This is a genomic window from Micromonospora sp. MH99, from assembly GCF_021442385.1.
In the GTDB taxonomy this organism is placed as follows: domain Bacteria; phylum Actinomycetota; class Actinomycetes; order Mycobacteriales; family Micromonosporaceae; genus Micromonospora.
This window is the reverse complement of the sequence record NZ_MUZA01000060.1, coordinates 23,761-40,279: the sequence shown is the minus strand read 5'-3', so window position 1 is coordinate 40,279 and position 16,519 is coordinate 23,761. Positions and strand designations below refer to the sequence as shown.

At 72.2% G+C, this 16,519-nt stretch carries 15 protein-coding genes; 8 read left to right on the top strand and 7 right to left on the bottom strand.

Translation table 11 applies throughout. The features are described 5' to 3' along the window. Positions 1-729: glutamate cyclase domain-containing protein (locus B0E54_RS25110; RefSeq protein ID WP_234588506.1), on the top strand; the 729-nt coding region annotated here is incomplete at its 5' end. Positions 730-735: 6 nt separating this feature from the next. On the opposite strand, the gene B0E54_RS25105 is transcribed toward B0E54_RS25110, so the two are convergent. Both B0E54_RS25105 and B0E54_RS25100 read right to left on the bottom strand, forming a co-directional pair. Next, positions 736-1,611 carry a hypothetical protein gene (locus B0E54_RS25105; RefSeq protein WP_234588505.1) on the bottom strand — a complete coding sequence of 292 codons (876 nt, stop codon included), beginning with the start codon at positions 1,609-1,611 and terminating at the stop codon, positions 736-738. A gap of 19 nt (positions 1,612-1,630) precedes the next feature. Continuing rightward, a complete protein-coding gene (locus B0E54_RS25100; protein ID WP_234588504.1) occupies positions 1,631-2,503 on the bottom strand; it encodes a hypothetical protein in 873 nt (290 codons plus the stop codon). A gap of 88 nt (positions 2,504-2,591) precedes the next feature. Here B0E54_RS25100 and B0E54_RS25095 point away from each other — a divergent pair, with 88 nt between their 5' ends. Next, positions 2,592-3,560, top strand: coding sequence for a hypothetical protein (locus B0E54_RS25095; RefSeq protein ID WP_234588503.1), 969 nt, complete (start codon positions 2,592-2,594; stop codon positions 3,558-3,560). Between the two features lie 62 nt (positions 3,561-3,622). Here the strand turns inward: B0E54_RS25095 and B0E54_RS25090 are convergent, their stop codons facing one another. After that, the gene (locus tag B0E54_RS25090) at positions 3,623-4,306 is read right to left on the bottom strand and encodes a Tat pathway signal sequence domain protein (protein WP_234588502.1); all 684 of its coding nucleotides are present in this window, start codon (positions 4,304-4,306) and stop codon (positions 3,623-3,625) included. A 390-nt stretch (positions 4,307-4,696) separates the two neighbouring features. On the opposite strand from B0E54_RS25090, the gene B0E54_RS25085 reads away from it, so the two are divergent. The 3 genes from B0E54_RS25085 to B0E54_RS25075 all read left to right on the top strand — a co-directional run bounded on the left by B0E54_RS25085 (position 4,697) and on the right by B0E54_RS25075 (position 6,786). After that, entirely contained in the window at positions 4,697-5,461 is a 765-nt protein-coding gene (locus B0E54_RS25085) for a TetR/AcrR family transcriptional regulator (protein WP_234588501.1), read from the top strand. Positions 5,462-5,645: 184 nt separating this feature from the next. Further along, positions 5,646-6,275 carry a DUF6230 family protein gene (locus tag B0E54_RS25080; protein ID WP_234588500.1) on the top strand — a complete coding sequence of 210 codons (630 nt, stop codon included), beginning with the start codon at positions 5,646-5,648 and terminating at the stop codon, positions 6,273-6,275. A 1-nt stretch (position 6,276) separates the two neighbouring features. Next, complete coding sequence (locus B0E54_RS25075) at positions 6,277-6,786, top strand: DUF6114 domain-containing protein (RefSeq protein ID WP_234588499.1); 510 nt, start codon at positions 6,277-6,279, stop codon at positions 6,784-6,786. Position 6,787: 1 nt separating this feature from the next. Here B0E54_RS25075 and murD read toward each other — a convergent pair whose 3' ends face one another. Beyond that, the gene (gene murD / locus B0E54_RS25070) at positions 6,788-8,134 is read right to left on the bottom strand and encodes a UDP-N-acetylmuramoyl-L-alanine--D-glutamate ligase (protein ID WP_234588498.1); all 1,347 of its coding nucleotides are present in this window, start codon (positions 8,132-8,134) and stop codon (positions 6,788-6,790) included. A gap of 83 nt (positions 8,135-8,217) precedes the next feature. Here murD and B0E54_RS25065 point away from each other — a divergent pair, with 83 nt between their 5' ends. After that, positions 8,218-9,567 (top strand): hypothetical protein, encoded by a 1,350-nt coding sequence (locus B0E54_RS25065; RefSeq protein ID WP_234588497.1) that lies wholly within the window; start codon positions 8,218-8,220, stop codon positions 9,565-9,567. A gap of 51 nt (positions 9,568-9,618) precedes the next feature. Here the strand turns inward: B0E54_RS25065 and B0E54_RS25060 are convergent, their stop codons facing one another. Genes B0E54_RS25060 through B0E54_RS25050 form a run of 3 tightly spaced genes read right to left on the bottom strand, consistent with a single transcriptional unit; the run spans position 9,619 to position 13,713 of the window. Further along, a complete protein-coding gene (locus B0E54_RS25060; protein WP_234588496.1) occupies positions 9,619-11,379 on the bottom strand; it encodes a PucR family transcriptional regulator in 1,761 nt (586 codons plus the stop codon). Positions 11,380-11,420: 41 nt separating this feature from the next. Continuing rightward, on the bottom strand, positions 11,421-12,872 hold the full coding sequence (gene argG / locus B0E54_RS25055; protein ID WP_234588495.1) for an argininosuccinate synthase: 1,452 nt from the start codon (positions 12,870-12,872) through the stop codon (positions 11,421-11,423). Positions 12,873-12,900: 28 nt separating this feature from the next. Then, positions 12,901-13,713, bottom strand: a complete 813-nt coding sequence (locus B0E54_RS25050; RefSeq protein WP_374109315.1) for a TrmH family RNA methyltransferase — start codon at positions 13,711-13,713, stop codon at positions 12,901-12,903. 119 nt (positions 13,714-13,832) lie between these two features. Here B0E54_RS25050 and B0E54_RS25045 point away from each other — a divergent pair, with 119 nt between their 5' ends. Both B0E54_RS25045 and B0E54_RS25040 read left to right on the top strand, forming a co-directional pair. Beyond that, positions 13,833-15,680: a thiamine pyrophosphate-requiring protein gene (locus tag B0E54_RS25045; protein ID WP_234588493.1), complete on the top strand. Its 1,848-nt coding sequence runs from the start codon at positions 13,833-13,835 to the stop codon at positions 15,678-15,680. Positions 15,681-15,793: 113 nt separating this feature from the next. Then, complete coding sequence (locus tag B0E54_RS25040) at positions 15,794-16,519, top strand: hypothetical protein (RefSeq protein ID WP_234588492.1); 726 nt, start codon at positions 15,794-15,796, stop codon at positions 16,517-16,519.

Sequence of the window (16,519 nt, the reverse complement as noted above, 5' to 3'; positions counted from 1 at the left end):
CCCGGTGCCGAGCCGCCGGCCGCGGAGACCGACGGCCCGCTCGGCGCCGTCCAGATCGCCGCCGCGCTGCGCCTGCTCGGTGGCCGGTGCCGGCTCGTCACCGACCAGCCCTGCGCGCCGGTGGTCGAAGCGGCCGTCGCCGCCGCCACGCCGGGCCTGCCGGTGGACGTCGCGCCGCTGCGGGGGTACGACGAGTGGGCCGCCGCCCTCCTGCCCCGCTACGACCGCCTGACGCACCTCATCGCCTGCGAACGGGTCGGGCCCGGGGTGGACGGTCGACCCCGCAACATGCGCGGCGAGGACATCGGCGCGCACACCGCGCCTCTGGATCGGCTCTACCGTGCCGGTTCGGCCTTTCGGATCGGCATCGGCGACGGCGGCAACGAGCTGGGGATGGGTCTCCTGCCGGCGGACCTCGTCGGCCGGGTGGTCGCCTCCGGCGAGCGGATCCGGTGCGTGGTGGGCGCTGACGCGCTGCTCGTCGGCGGCACCTCCAACTGGGCGGCCGCGGCCCTCGTCGGCGCGCTGTCGCTGCTGCGCCCCGAGGTGCCCGAGCTTCGTACGCTGCTGGAGCCCGCATGGTCGTCCGACCTGCTGGCCGCGATCGTCTCGGCGGGCGCGGTCGACGGGGTGCGCCGCCGCCCCACGCTCAGCGTCGACGGCCTCGACTGGCCCGCGTACGCCGAACCCCTCGCCCAGATCGCGGACCTGGTCCGGAGCGCCAGGTAGTCGGGGTCACCGCACGGTGGGTGGCTCGACCGCCGACCGCAGGGGTCTCGACACGCGCCTCGGCGGGCTGGCCCGGGCGGCCCCACGGCGGCGCTTCGGCAGGTGCAGGACGGCGGCGACCACCGCGAAGGCGGCCCAACCGGTGCCCAGCGCGACGGCCGACGAGACGTCCTGAAGGTAGTGGTACGCGGTGAGGAAACCGACAAGCGCGAGGCTGTTGCGGGCGAAGTGCCCGCTGAACTCGAACAACTGACGGCGGGCCTCGACGGCGACCAGCACCCCCGAGTACGGGAATGTCACCACCATGCCGCGCAGCACCGCGCCGAGCAGCGCGGTGAGGATCGCCCCGACGAAGATGACAAGCAACTTGAGCAGCGCCGGCAGACCGTCCGGACGGCCTCCGGCCGACGTCTCCGCGCCGGAGCCCGCGTCGGAGCCCGCGCCGCCGACCGCGCCCGGTCCGCCAACGGCTGCGTCTGCTTCGCCGGCAACGGCGGCGGGGGTGACCCGCGTCCGGGCGCGACGGCGCAGCAGGAGCATGGCCGCCAGCCAGAGCACGAGCGTGGCGGCGAGGGCCGCCTCGAACGGGATGTCGACGGCCAGCAGACCTGTGCTCAGCGCCACGTAGACGGCGATCCCCGCGCCGTCGGCGAGCAGGATGGGCCAGCGCAGCCGCTGGTGGGTGACCGCCACGGTGACGAAGAAGAGGTTGAGCCCGAGCACGCCGAGCACCTGCGCGCCACCCACCCCGTAAGGCGTGCTGACCAGGGCGAGCGTCATCGGCAACGGAAGGCTGTAGACCAGTGCCCGGAGCCGGATCGAGCGGATCACGCTGACCGCCCAGACCACTGCCGTCACCAGCAGGACCGCACTCAGCGTCATGGCTTCCCCGTCCCGACCGTCAGTCCTGGAAGGTCGCGGCGTTCACGCAGACGTCGAACACGCGGGTGAGGCGCTCGACGTCCGTCCGGTTGACCGAGAACTGGTTCTCGCCGATCTCGCCGTGCGCGGTCATCCGGGCCTCCCAGCAGCTCGACCCGTCCCAGACTGTCAGATTGACCAGGAGCTGTGGACTGACCACACCGAAGGGCAGCAGGCCCACCCGCGCCCCGGCCGCGCGCTGCCTCTGCACGAGCGCGGTCAGCTCGTCGGTAAGCGTGGCGTAGACGAAGACCCGGGTGATCCGTACGCCCCGTTGCAGGGCCTCGACGTTCGCGTCCCAGTAGCGTCGGCCGATCTCGCTGCGCCACCAGCTCAGCTCCCCACTCACCCGGGGCATCACGTTCGTCAGTGCGTCGAGCCGGTGCACGCAGCCGCGGGTCGCGCCGACCAGGTCCTCGTCCTCGTCGCCACGCCGGATGATCCGCCCCTGCGCGAGCTGCTCGGCCTCCAGCCGGAACTGCTCGTAGCGCCGCTGCGCCTCCGCCGCGACCCGCGTGCCCGCGTGCTGCTCGGCCGCCTCCCGCATGGCCCCGGCCAGCTCCGTGGTGGTGTGGACGAGCCACGGCGGCCCGTCCAGCAACGTCCGCAGGTGAAACCGGCGCTCCGCGCGGGCCAGCGAGTCCACCAGCAGCGAGATGGTGATGCCCATCAGGCCGGCGAGCAGCGACTCCACCCCCGAGGCGGCGTTGGTGAGGTCGAGAATGACGCTGAGGCTGATCGACAACGTGATGCCGACCAACGCCACCGGGTCGGTGTGCGCCACCAGACGCGCGAAGCCGTCGGAGGCCCCGCCGCGCTCGCGGGGCCGCCGACGGGCCACGTCACGGACCATCGAACTCCCCCAATCCGCCGGTGCCGCCAGGGTAGATGCCAACCACAACCCGCAGGTCCCGCCGGACCGCAGCGGTAGCATCCGGCAGGTGCAGAGCGCGGATGCGACCCCGTCGACGTCGACGGTCGCCGAGCAGATCACGGCGGACGTCCGGGCCTGGGTCGACTCCAGTGCGCTCCGCGGCCTGGTCCGGCACTTCGGCGGTGACTGGCCGACCGGCGACCTCGCCGAGGTGCTGCGGTTCCTCGACGACTTCTCCGCCCGGCACTGGGACTTCCGGCAGGGGCGCGAACGCCCGGACGCCCGGGAGCCGAGCTTCGACGCGCTCACGTCCGGGCTCGTCCTCGACGCGGTCGCCGCGCTCGGCATGGTGCGTGCGGTGCCACCGGCCCGCCCGGCGTACGCCTACCTGCTCGTGCTGGGCGGCCTGGCGCACGCCTGCGTGCGGCGCGTCGCGTACGCCGCGCATCTGCTGCGCGCGGGCCTGCGGGTGACCGGCGAGGTCGCCGTGCTGGGCAGCTTCCGGCCACTGTCCGAGTGGGAACGCGCCACCCTCGCCGACGCGGGTCTGCCACCGGACGAGACCGAGGTGGACGTGCTGGACACGGCGGTCCGGCAGGTCTTCGGGGTGACCTCGCCGACCGAGCAGGACGGCGTCGACGCGGGCCACCCCCACCACTCCTGGTCGTCGCGGACCTACCGGCCGGCGGGCCTGCCACCGGTACGGGTGCTGGCCGCGCCGTCCAGCGAGCCCGACCGGCGACGCGCCCACACCGCCGACACCCAACGGTTCTGGGCCGGGCACGTCCGGCTCGCCCCGGGTGACGAGGCGCTGATGGTCACCGCGCCGATCTACGTACCGTTCCAGCACTGCGACGCGCTACGCACCCTGGCGGTCCCGTACGGGTGCCACATCGACACCGTCGGGGTGGACCCGGCGCTGACCGACCCGGCGGTGCTGCCCGAGCAGACCCTCACCCCGGGGCGCTACCTGCAGGAGATCCGCTCGGCCATCCGGTCGATGCGCGCCCTGCACGCGGCGCTGGTCGCCGACTGACCCGCGCAGGGTCGAGAGCCGGCGCACGGCGGATCGCCGCGCACCGGCCCCGGTGGACCTGGTCAGTTCACGTAGACGGCGGCGTTGCCCTTGGTGCTGTCGCGCACCGGCGAGTACGTCGCCGAGAAGTACGCGGTGCCGAAGCAGAGGGACGGGCCGGAGAACTTGGTGAACGGCTGGTTGGTGAAGGTGATCGAGTTGGTGGCGTTGGCCGCCGTGCCGGTGAGGCTGTTGGTGCTGGTCCGGTAGACGCAGGTGATCGCGCCGAGCAGCGAGTTCAGCACGACGGTGCTCTGCACCGGCGCCGCAGTGGTGCCGGAAATCTTGACCACGCCGGCGCTGGTGACGGAGGTGGCGTACGGGAGGTTGTTGAGGGCGATGCTCTGCACCCCGGTGGTGCCGAACACGTTCGTGGTGCAGGTGCCGAAGGTCTGGGCGGTGAGGCTCTCGGTGGCGGTGCCCGGGGCGGTCGGGTTGGTGAGCACCTTGGCGCTGAAGCTGGATGCGGCGCACTTGATGCCTGTGGTGCCCGAGGTGGAGTTGTAGAAGGTGGCGTTGGTGCCGGTCTTGAGGCTGGCCTGGATGACGTCGTTGACGGCGACGGCGGTGCCGCCGGCGGTGGGGTAGGTCAGGACGTTGCTGGCGAGCGCTGCCGACGGCTCGGCGGAGGCCGGGGTGGCGGCCACGAGACCGGTCAGCAGCGCGAGGGCGACGAGGCCCCCGCCGATTTTTCCGTACCTGGGCATGGTGCTTCCTTCCGGTGGTGGGACGGGAACGAGCGGACCGCGCAGGCGGTCACCGCCGGGCGGGCACGCCGGGCGGAGATTGTGGCCATGACGTGGACGGTGGGTGGTGGTGGCGCCAGGCGACCGTCGGGTCGGGCCGGGTGAGGGAGGTGCCGCGGATCAGCGGGCGGACCGGCGTGGTGCACTGCGGCGTAGCCGCGTCACCTGCGCCTTTCCGGCATTGGGAGAGCGTTCGTGTTCGGCGATAATGACAGCCATCGAGCCCTCCTTCGACGAGTCAGGGTGACCATCCGGGGAGATCACCAAAGGTGACGGGGGGAGAACTGAGCGTGAGGAAAGTTATAAACCCCGGAGGGTCGCAAAGTCAACGAATCAAAGGAGGTCGATGAGTTGACCACGCAGAGCCACCCGCAGCCGGCACCGGCGCCCCTACCGGGCGCACGCCCGGGCCGCGACCCGGACCGCGCGATCAAGCGCGGCCCGCGACGGGTCTCCGCGGAGGTCGTGGCCGCCACCCAGCGCGACCGCCTCTTCGACGGACTCGTGCACGAGGTGGCGACGAAGGGCTACGACAACGCCCGGGTCAGCGACATCTGCCACGCCGCCGGCGTGACCCGACCGGCCTTCTACGCCCTGTTCACCGGCAAGGAGGACGCCTTCCTCGCCGCCTACCGGCACGGGATCGCCGTGGTGTCGCAGCTGATGGAGGACGCCTACCGCGAGGCCGGCCCGGCCTGGCCGGACGCGGCACGCGCCGCGCTTCGCACCCTGCTGGAGGTGCTGGCGAGCGTGCCGGCGTTCGCCCGGATGGCGCTGGTCGAGGTGGACGCGGCAGGCCCCGACGCCCGCCGCGAGCGCGACGGGCTGCTCACCAGCTTCCGCCGGTTCTTCGCCGACGCCGGCCTGGGGCCGGCGCTCGCGGACGTGGGCCGCGACGAGCTGGTGTCCACGGTGGTCGGCGGGATCTACGCCACCGTCCGGGGGCGCGTGGCGCGGGGCCGGGCGGCGGAGTTGCCGGAGCTGCTGCCGGTGCTCACCTACGCGGCCATGGCGCCATTTCTGGGCACCGAGGGTGCGATCCAGGCGACCCGGCCGATACGGCCGGACGACGGCCCGAGCACAACCGCGCCATGCGTACCGGCCCACCACTCCTGATCACCCGGTCGAAAACCGCAGCGGTTTTTCACTTTGGCCGCATTTAACGAATACCGCCCAAATGGCAGCCACACACCGTTGACCTCCCCTTTACTCGGCGGTAACTTCGGCTCTGCGCCCACCAGGCGCAGGTCAACGTGCAATTCCCATTGCCGCCAATCAATTGATCTTAAGGGGAGCCGCCATGACGGAGGAAACCACACCAATCGCAGGGGACCCGCCGCGTAGTGGCGTGCGCTGGCGCCGGTTCGCCGCCACCTTCGGAATCGTCGTGGCGGGCGCCGCCGGCATGATCATGCTCACCGCCCAGGGCGTGCTGGGCGCGCAGTTCGCCATCTCGGGCATGCCGTTCACCGTCACCGCCGACAAGCTCACCGGCACCGGGTTCGAGCAGTTCGCCACCCTCGACCAGATGATCCCGGACAGCCCCAACCAGGGCGACACCGGCGGACAGGTCCTGGTGATGGTGTCGGCGATCGACAAGGCCGAGCTGACCAACCTCTGCCAGAGCATCAACCTCGGCGGCATCTTCCTGAAGATCACCGCCGGCGGCGGCGACCGACCGGTCACCGCCCGGACCCTGGTGGTCGACGGTGACGAGGTCAACGGCGACGCCGCCTTCCGCAACATCGACGTCGGCCAGGACGCCAGCACCCTGGACAAGGTGCCCGGCGTGAAGGGGAACCCCGGCGTCTTCTCGCAGCAGGCCGACTCGGTAGTCATCGAGAACCTGCGGCAGAACAACTACGCCACCACCGCGGCGGTCTTCAACCTGCCCAACCTGCGCATGGCGTTCACCTCCGACGGTTGCTGACGTGAGCGCCGAACGACACCAGACAGCGCCCGCCGTCCGCGGATCCCGCGGGCGGTGGCGCCGCTGGCGGCGGGCCCGCCCGTTCACCGCCGCCGTGCTGATCGCCCTCGGAGGCGTGGAGATGCTGGCCACCCTGCGCGCGCCGCTGGGGGTGCTGCTGCACATCGGACCGCAGGGGCTCGCCGCGTACCTGGTACCCACCATCCTCGTGATCTGCGGGGTGCTGCTGATCACCACCCCGCAGCAGCGGGTCTTCTACGCCGTGGTCTCGCTGGTGCTCGGGCTGGTCTCCTGGTTGACCTCGAACCTGGGTGGCTTCGTGGTCGGGATGCTGCTGGCCCTGACCGGCGGGGCACTCGCGTTCGCCTGGACCCCGGACAAGGACCACCGCCGCACCGGCGCCACGACGAAACCCGCCGCACCGAACGACGACGAGAACGACGCCGACACCGACACCGTGCTGCTGCCCGGGCTGCAGTCACCGGACCCCAGCCCGGTCGACCGCGGCTGAGTCAGCGGGCGGTGTCGGCGACGGCCTGGGCGAAGACCTCCGAGCGGTGCTCGAAGTTGCGGAACCGTCCGTAGCTCGGGGCGGCCGGGGACAGCAGCACCACCCCGCCGGCCGGGGTCACCTCCCGGGACAGCCGGACCGCGTCCACCAGGTCGTCGACCAGTTCGGTACGCACCTTCGGCAGGCCGGCGAGCGCCTCGACGATGCGGGCGCCGCTGTCCGGAATGCCGATCACCGTCAGCTCCCGCTCGGCGAGGTGCTCGGCCAGCGGCGTGTAGTCCAGCCCCCGGTCGTTGCCCCCGACGATCACGGTCAACGGCCGCCCGTCGTACGCGTCGATGGCGTGCATGGCCGCGTACGGGCTGGTGGCCAGGGTGTCGTCGACGAAGGTCAGGCCGGACGGGTCGGTGATCTCGGTGAGCCGGTGGGCCAGCCCCTGGAACTCGGCCACCGCGACGGCGAGGTGGTCCTTGGCGGCCACCACGTCGATGCCGAGCGCGTCGAGCACGGCGAGGGCGACGCACAGATTGCCCTCGTTGTGCCGACCCACCAGCGGCAGCACGGCGCGTGGGAAGAGCGGCTGGTCGCCGAGGTGGAACCACTGCGTGCCGTCCGCGCCGGTGGCGACGTGGGTGGTGTCGGGGCGGCCGGCCCGCACCGCCGGCAGCTCCCCCAGCTCGGCGGCGAGCCGCGGGTCGGCGCCGTTGACGACGATCGTCTGCGGATCGTGGGCGAGCAGGTTGAGCTTGTCGCGGTAGTACTCCCGCTCCCCGCCGTGCGCGTCCAGGTGCTCGGGGAACAGCGCGGTGACCACGGCCACCCGGGGCGAGTCGGTGAGGTCGCTGCACTGGTAGCTCGACAGCTCCAGCACATACAGCTCCGCGTCGGGCAGGTCGAGGGTCGGCACGCCGATGTTGCCGCCGAAGACGTTCGGGCGGCCCATCGCGGTGAGCAGGTGACTGATCAGGCTGGAGGTGGTGCTCTTGCCCTTGCTGCCGGTCACCCCGACGGTGCGCTCGGCATGGTCGGCCATCCACAGCGCGGTGCCCTGGGTGACCGGCACGCCGCGTCGGCGCAGCTCGACCAGCCAGGGATGGGTCTGCGGCACGCCGGGCGAGCGGACCACCACGTCGGCGGCGGCCAGCCGGGCGAAGCCCTCCTCGCCGGTGACCAGCGGGGCCGCCTCGGCCAGCGGGCCGTCCCAGGGCAGTGACAGGAAATTGGCGCTGTCGTCGACGGCGACCAGCTCAGCGGGGCCGTGCGCGGCGATCGCTGTCACAGCTGCCCGGCCCTCCCTACCGGTCCCCCAGACGGCGACGCTACGTCCGCGCAGGTCAGACAGGCGCACTGGGCTCTCCTCGGGATCACGGCGGCGACAGGGCGGGGGCCCGGTCCGGACACGGCCGGACGAACCAGGGCCTAGTATGGCGTGTGCCCAACGAGCAGCTCCGGCGGATGGACGCCTTCACCTTCCCGTCCTACTCGATCGACTTCGCCACCGGCGAGGTGTTGTTCGACTACGCGCTGACCGGCCCGGCCGGCGAGCAGCGGTTCACCGAGGTGATCACCCTTCCGTTGCCGGCGCAGCCGCCGTCCGACGAGACCGTGGCCACCCTCGGCCGGGTGTTGGAAGTGCTGCACCTCGTCGCCGGGGTGAGCTACTACAAGGTCGCCGCGCCGCCCCGGCTGGTGCTGCCGGCGCCGCTGGGCGCGGCCACCGTCGACTACGTCACGGCCGTCTACACCAAGGGCCTCGCGGAGTACGCGTACCGCAACCAGTTGCCGCACGTGCTCGAGTTGCGCCCGGAGGTGCCGGCCGGCTCGCCGGAGTCGCCGCGCGTCTACGACAACTCCGATCGTCGCCCCCTCTCCGCCGTCGGCGGCGGCAAGGACTCGATCGTGAGCTTGGAGGCGCTGCGCCGCGCCGAGCTGGACCCGGTGCCGTTCTCGGTCAACCCGAACCACGTGATCGTCTCGGTCAACGAGGCGTCCGGGCTGACCCCCCTCGCGGCCCGGCGGCGCATCGACCCGGTGCTGTTCGACCTGAACGCGGCGGGCGGGCTGAACGGGCACATCCCGGTCACCGCCATCAACTCGCTGATCGCGGTGGCGACGGCGGTGCTGCACGGGCTCGGCCCGGTGGTGATGTCCAACGAGCGCTCCGCGTCCGACCCGAACCTCAGCTGGAACGGCCACGAGATCAACCACCAGTGGTCCAAGGGCGTCGAGGCCGAGGGGCTGCTGCGGGGCGCGCTGGCCGAGCACGCCGGCCTCACCGAACCGTACTTTTCGCTGCTGCGTTCGCTGTCCGAGCTGCACATCGCCCGGCTGTTCGCCGAGTTCACCAGGTACGACGACGTGGTGACGAGCTGCAACCAGGCGTTCAAGCTGCGCGACGCGTCCGAGCGCTGGTGCCGGGACTGCCCGAAGTGCCGGTTCGTCTTCCTCGCGATGGCCCCGTTCATGCCGCGCGAGCGGGTCACCCACATCTTCGGCGGCGACCTGCTGGCCGACCCGGAGCAGATTCCCGGCTACCGGGAGCTGCTGGGCGTGGACGGGCACAAGCCGTTCGAGTGCGTGGGTGAGGTCGAGGAGTCGGTGGTGGCTCTCGGCCTGCTCGCCGAACAGGACCAGTGGCGCGACGCCCCGGTGATCAAGGCGCTGGTCGAAGCCGTACCGGAAACGGCCTGGTCCGCGGTGGCGACGTCGGACGTCTTCACCCCCGGCGGCCCCAACCACATCCCCCCGACCTACGCAAAAGCCCTAACCTCCCTGTCCTAACCCCACCCCATCCCACCCCACCCCCTGCGCCGCCCGGGTAGGGGGGCGGGGTTAGGGGGTTCGGACTGCTTCCAGGGCCAGCAGGGCCACGTGCAGGGAGAGGCTGGTTTCCACCGAGTCCAGGTCTGCGTCGAGGATGCGGGCTATGCGGGCCAGGCGTTCGTAGAAGGCCGGTCGGGACAGGTGGGCGGCCGCGGCGCCGGCGGACTTGTTGCGCCCCTGCTCCAGGTATGCGCGCAGGGTGTCGAGCAGCCGCTCCCGGGGGTGCTGGGCGTCGTACTCCAGCAGCGGGCCGAGTTCGCGCTCGACGAAGGTCTGCAGCCGGGGCTCGTCGCGCAGCAGGTGCAGCAGCCCCGCGAGGCCCACGTGCGGCAGTCGGAAGACCGGCAGGTCACGCCGGTCCCGTCGGGCCGCCTCGACGATCTGCCGCGCCTCGACGAGCGACCGTCGCGCCTCGCGCAGGTTGCTGACCCCGGACCCGGCGGCGATGATCAGCCCGGCGGACGTGCCACCGACGCCGCTTCGCAGCGGGTCGACACCCGACCCCGGGCGGGACGGGTCGGCGGCGGACGCGGCCCGGCCCGCGCCGGCGTCGAGGCGTACCCGACGAAGTGCGCCGGCGAACGCGGCCAGCGCGCGGTCCTCGGCGGCCGGGTCGGGCAGCGCCAGCAGCGCGCCCACCGAGTTGTCGTCGACCGCGCTGGTCAGCGCGGTCAGCTTCGCTTCCCGCAGCGCCTGGCCGACGGCCTCGGACAGGTCCCGCAGCCGGGCCTGGCCGACCTCGGGGCCGTTCTCTCCGGCGAGTTCGTCGCCACGGTGCCGGACCATCACGCCGACGAGGTGCCGGCGGTCCAGCGCCACACCGAGCGCCTTGGCGCGCAGCGCCACCTCGTCGACCGGTCGGGAGTGGTCGAGCAACGCCGTGAGCAGGGTGCGGTGGAGCTGCCGTTCCAGCCCCTCGGCGTCGCGGCGGATCAACCGGCCCAGCGCGAGGGTGGACGCGGCCCGCTCGATGAGGATGGTGAGCCGGGTGGGTGGGGCGAGGGCCGCCTCGCCGCCCCGGGCGCTGGGCGCGTCTCCGCTGGCCGGCCAGCGCAGCAGCAACCGCCCCCAGTCCTGTCCGCGGGCGCCGACGACTGTCACCAGCCAGCCGCTGTCCGGGTCGTACGCGGTGCGCCCGGCCGGGCGGATCCGCCGCGAGTGCTGCTCCCAGCCGTCCAGCAGCAGCTCCGCGCTCTCCCCCGCCGGGTCGTACCCGAGAACCTGCCGGGACAGGTTCTCCAGCACCACCGGGCAGCCGGACAGCTCGGCGGCCTGCCGGATCACCTCGGCCGCGTCGGCGCCCTCGACGGAGAGGTCGGTGAACCGCTGGTGGATCTCCTCGGCGGCCCGCAGCTCGGTCAGCTGCGCGTCGACGATCAGCGCGTGCACCGCCTCGGTGATCCGTACGAACGGGGTGGCCCGGCGCAGCTCGACCAGGGGTAGGCCGCGCCGCTCGGCGGCGGCGGCCATCACCCGGGGTACACCGCTGACGTACCGGCGGCCCAGTTCGACGACGAGCCCGGAGACACCGACGTCGGCGAGGTCGCCGATGAACGCGCGCAGTCCCGCGTCGTCGGCCGGCAACCCGATGCCTGTGGTGAGCACCAGCTCACCACCGCCGAGCAGGGTGGCGATGTCGGGCACCTCGGCGACGTGCACCCACCGGACCGGCCGGTCCAGCCCGGCGTCCCCGGCGACCACGCGGGGAGCACCGTGGCGGACGGGGTCCAGGGCGAGGACCTCACGGACGGTAGGGAACACGGCCGACACGCTACCGTCCGTGACCCCGGACCTCGACGTGCCGGGGCCGCTCAGTCGACGCCGAACTCCATGGCGGCGCGGTCGAGCGCCTCGTCGGCGGCGGAGGCGACACCCCGGGAGGCGATGGCCTCCGCGCCGCCCTCGGGCATCGCGCCGATCAGCCCGGTCGAGGCTGCCTGCGCGGCGCCGATCATCCGCTGGGGAGCCGCGCCGCCGACCATGCCGAGGGAGGCGTACTGCTCCAGCTTCGCCCGCGAGTCGGCGATGTCCAGGTTGCGCATGGTGAGCTGGCCGATCCGGTCGGACGGGCCGAACGCCGAGTCCTCGGTGCGCTCCATGGACAGCTTGTCCGGGTGGTAGCTGAAGGCGGGGCCGGTCGTGTCCAGGATCGAGTAGTCCTCGCCCCGGCGCAGCCGCAGCGTCACCTCACCGGTGACCGCCGTGCCGACCCAGCGCTGCAACGACTCGCGCAGCATCAGCGCCTGCGGGTCGAGCCAACGGCCCTCGTACATCAGGCGACCGAGGCGGCGACCCTCGCTGTGGTAGTTCGCCAGCGTGTCCTCGTTGTGGATGGCGTTGACCAGCCGCTCGTACGCGGCGTGCAGCAGGGCCATGCCGGGCGCCTCGTAGATGCCCCGGCTCTTGGCCTCGATGATCCGGTTCTCGATCTGGTCGGACATGCCCAGGCCGTGCCGGCCGCCGATGGCGTTGGCCTCCAGCACCAGGTCGACGGGGCTGCCGAACTCCTTGCCGTTGATCGTCACCGGGCGGCCCTGGTCGAACCCGATCGTGACGTCCTCGGTGGGGATCTCGACCGACGGGTCCCAGAACCGGACGCCCATGATCGGGCTGACCGTCTCGATGCCGGTGTCGAGGTGCTCCAGGGTCTTCGCCTCGTGCGTCGCGCCCCAGATGTTGGCGTCGGTGGAGTAGGCCTTCTCGGTGCTGTCCCGATACGGCAGGCCCCGCTCCAGCAGCCACTCCGACATCTCCTTACGCCCACCCAGTTCGGTGACGAAGTCGGTGTCGAGCCACGGCTTGTAGATCCGCAGCTGCGGGTTGGCCAGCAGGCCGTAGCGGTAGAACCGCTCGATGTCGTTGCCCTTGAAGGTCGAGCCGTCGCCCCAGATCTGGACGTCGTCGGAGATCATCGCCCGCACCAGCAGGGTGCCGGTCACGGCCCGGCCCAGCGGGGTGGTGTTGAAGTACGCCCGCCCGCCGGAGCGGATGTGGAAGGCGCCGCAGGTCAGCGCGGCGAGGCCCTCCTCGACCAGGGCGGCGCGGCAGTCGACGAGCCGGGCGACCTCGGCGCCGTAGCTGAGCGCACGGCCGGGCACCGAGCCGATGTCGGGCTCGTCGTACTGGCCGATGTCGGCCGTGTAGGCGCAGGGGACGGCGCCCTTGTCGCGCATCCACGCGACCGCGACCGAGGTGTCGAGGCCGCCGGAGAAGGCGATGCCGACACGTTCGCCGATGGGCAGGGAGGTGAGAACCTTGGACACGGGGAAGATTATTCAACAAGACGCATGGTCATGCAAGCTGATCGTCCCGACCCAGTTCCCAGAACGCCACCGCCGCGGCCGCGGCGACGTTCAACGAGTCCACGCCGCGCCGCATCGGGACGACCACCCGCACGTCGCTGGCCGCCTGCGCCGCCGCGGTGAGGCCGGGACCCTCGGCGCCGAGCAGCAGCGCCGCCCGCGCGCGCTGCGCCGGGGTCAACCGCTGAATGGGTACGGCATCCGGCGCGGGCGTCATGGCGAGCACTGTGAAACCCGCCTCGCGCACCTCGTCGAGCCCGGTGGGCCAGCGTTCGAGCTTGGCGTACGGCATCGCGAAGACCTCACCCATGCTGACCCGCACGCTGCGCCGGTACAGCGGATCGGCGCAGGACGGCGACAGCAGCACCGCGTCGATGCCCAGCGCGGCGGCGCCCCGGAAGATCGCGCCGAGGTTCGTGTGGTTGTTGACGTCCTCCAGGATCACCACCCGGCGCGCGGCGGCGAGCACCTCGGCCGCCGTCGGCAGCGGGCGGCGGTGGAACGACGCGAGCACCCCCCGGTGTACGTGGAAACCGGTGGCCCGTTGCAGCACGTCCTGCGTGGCGGCGTAGACGGGCGCCTCGCCGGTGTCCAGGTCGGCGAGCTGGTCGACGCGCTTGGCGTCCACCAGGTACGACCGCGCGGGGTAGCCGGCGCGCAACGCCCGGCGCAGCACCAGCTCGCCCTCGGCGATGAACAGGCCGTGCGGAGGCTCCCAGCGGGTGCGCAGCTCGACGTCGGTGAGCGCGCGGTAGTCGGCGATCCGGTCGTCGTCGGGATCGGTGATCTGGTGGACGGGCACCCGACGATTCTGCCGGACGGCCAACCCCCGCTCCGGATGCCGGCCCTGCGGGGTGTTTTGTCCCGTCGGGACGGGGAACGACCGGTGGAGTACCGGACCCGACGGGAAGGACCAGCCAGGTGAGCGCAGACCACACGGCACCGGGCGAAGCGGGCGCGCTCCCCCGGCGACCGACAGTCGCGGACCACATCGTCTCCCGGCTGGCCAGTTGGGGCGTGCGGCGCTACTTCGGCTATCCCGGCGACGGCATCAACGGCCTCACCTCCGCCCTGCAACGCACCAACGAGCGCGCCCAGTTCATCCAGGTCCGGCACGAGGAGACCGCCGGCTTCGCCGCCTCCGCGCACGTCAAGTACGGCGGCGGACCGCTGGGCTGCGCACTGGTGACCAGCGGCCCCGGCGCCATCCACCTGCTCAACGGCCTGTACGACGCCAAGCTCGACCACCAGCCGGTGGTCGCCCTCGTCGGGCACACCGCGGTCACCGCCGAGGGTGGCGGCTACTACCAGGAGGTCGACCTCCTGGCCCTCTACAAGGACGTCGCGGCGGCGTTCCTGGCCCAGCTCGACCACCCGGCGCAGGTGCGTCACCTCGTGGACCGGGCGTGCCGCACGGCGCTGTCCCGGCGTACCGTCACCGCCCTGGTCCTCCCGTCGGACCTGCAGGACGAGCCGGCCATCCCGGATCCGCCGCACGCGCACGGCTACTACCACACCAGCAACGTGCCGAGCAGCACGCCGACAGTTCCGCCGCAGGCCGACCTGCGTCGCGCCGCCGAGGTGCTGCGCGGCGGCGAGCGGGTGGCCATGCTCGTCGGGCAGGGCGCGCTCGGCGCGCAGGACGAGGTCCGCGAGGTCGCCCACCGGCTCGGCGCCGGCGTGGCCACCGCGCTGCTCGGCTTCACCGTCGTCGACCATCGCGAGCCGTGGGTGACCGGCGCGATCGGACTGCTCGGCACCCGGCCCAGCTGGCAGCTCATGACCGGCTGCGACCGGCTGCTGATCGTGGGCAGCAACATGCCGTACTCGGAGTTCTACCCGCCGCCCGGTCAGGCCCGCGCGGTGCAGATCGACCTGGACGGCACCCAGCTCGGGCTGCGCTACCCGACCGAGGTCAACCTGACCGGCGACGCCCGCCCCACCCTGCGGGCGCTACTCGACGAGCTGGGCCCCGGCCCCGGGCCGACCGCCTGGCGGGCCGAGATCGCCGAGGCCACCTCGGCCTGGCGACGCGTCCAGCGCGACCTGGCCGCGCAGAGCGCCGACCCGGTCAACCCGCAACTGCTGTTCAGCGAGCTCAGCGACCGGCTCCCCGACGACGCGATGCTCGCCGTGGACTGCGGCACGGCGACCGCCTGGTACGCCCGGCACGTGCAGGTCCGACCCGGGATGCTGGCCAGCCTCTCCGGCACGCTGCTGTCCATGGGCGGCGCCATGCCGTACGCGCTGAGCGCCAAGTTCGCCCACCCGGACCGGCCACTTGTCGCGCTGATCGGCGACGGGGCGATGCAGATGAACGGCGTCAACGAGCTGATCACCGTGGCGAAGTACTGGCGTGGCTGGGCCGACCCGCGGTTCGTGGTGCTCGTGCTCAACAACCGGGACCTGGCGTTCGTCAGCTGGGAGCAACGTTCCAGCGAGGGGACGCCGATGTTCCCGGACAGCCAGCAGCTGCCGGACATCGGCTACCACCAGTGGGCGCAGGTCCTCGGGTTGCACGGCGAGCTGGTCGACGACCCCGCGCAGGTGCCGGGCGTCTGGGACCGCGCGCTGAGCGCCGACCGGCCGGTCGTCATCAACGCGCTGGTCGATCCGGCCGAGCTGATGCTGCCGCCGCACTTCACCGCCGAGCAGGCGCGCAAGACCGCGGCGGCGGTGCTGCGTGGCGACACCGACTGGGCCGGCATCATCCGACGCGGCCTCCCCGCGACGATCGCCAGCTACCGCCCCCGCCGCCGGGAGCGCTGAACCTGACCTGCTCCCGGTGCCCGCGACGACGCGCACATCGAAGGATTGCCCCAGATCGATCATGGGTACCTGCGTGTCTGCTCACCCACGGGGGTGGCACGAGGGAGCTGACGATGAGATCACCGACAATCAAGAAGCACCTGGTCGCCGTGGTGGCGGTGGCCCTGCTGGCCGGCTGCGGAGGCAAGGGAGAAAGCGCGCCGGAATCCACGGCGCCCGCCGACAACGGTGTCGCCGCGCTCGCGCCGAACGAGGCACTGCAGCGCGCCACGACGGCGGTGCGGAACGCGAAGTCCTACCACCTGGTGGGCGACGTCGACAACGACGGCCAGAAGATGACCCTCGACTTCAAGGTGACCGGCAGCGACCTGGGTGGTCGGGTGTCCACCGACGACGGCACGGTGGAACTGCTCTCCGTGGCCGGTCAGCAGTACATCCGGCCGGACGAGAAGTTCTGGGCGAAGAACCTCGGCGCCCAGGCATCGGGCGAGATCGTGAAGTTGATGGGCGAGAAGTGGGCCAAGGTGTCGAAGAAGGACGACTTCTCCCAGCTGTTCGACATCGCCAACATCGACGAGCTGCTCAAGCCGGACGGCACCCTGACCAAGGGCGCGGCCAAGGAGTTCGACGGCGTCAAGACCATCGGCCTCGTCGACGGCGACAAGAGCGGCACCCTCTACGTCGCCACCACCGGTGAGCCGTACCCGATCCGGATGGAAGGCGACCAGGACACGGCCGGTCAGATCACGTTCAGCGAGTTCGGCGCGACCTTCGACGACGTGAAGGCGCCGCCGGAGGACCAGGTGGTCGACTTCGACCAGTTGAAGAGCAAGAAGTAG

Excerpts from the sequence above, each read along its gene's own strand:
- B0E54_RS25105 (WP_234588505.1), bottom strand. The coding sequence starts at position 1,611 with ATGACGCTGAGTGCGGTCCTGCTGGTGACGGCAGTGGTCTGGGCGGTC.
- B0E54_RS25090 (WP_234588502.1), bottom strand. The coding sequence starts at position 4,306 with ATGCCCAGGTACGGAAAAATCGGCGGGGGCCTCGTCGCCCTCGCGCTG.
- B0E54_RS25040 (WP_234588492.1), top strand. The coding sequence starts at position 15,794 with ATGAGATCACCGACAATCAAGAAGCACCTGGTCGCCGTGGTGGCGGTG.
- B0E54_RS25100 (WP_234588504.1), bottom strand. The coding sequence starts at position 2,503 with ATGGTCCGTGACGTGGCCCGTCGGCGGCCCCGCGAGCGCGGCGGGGCC.
- B0E54_RS25080 (WP_234588500.1), top strand. The coding sequence starts at position 5,646 with ATGACGGAGGAAACCACACCAATCGCAGGGGACCCGCCGCGTAGTGGC.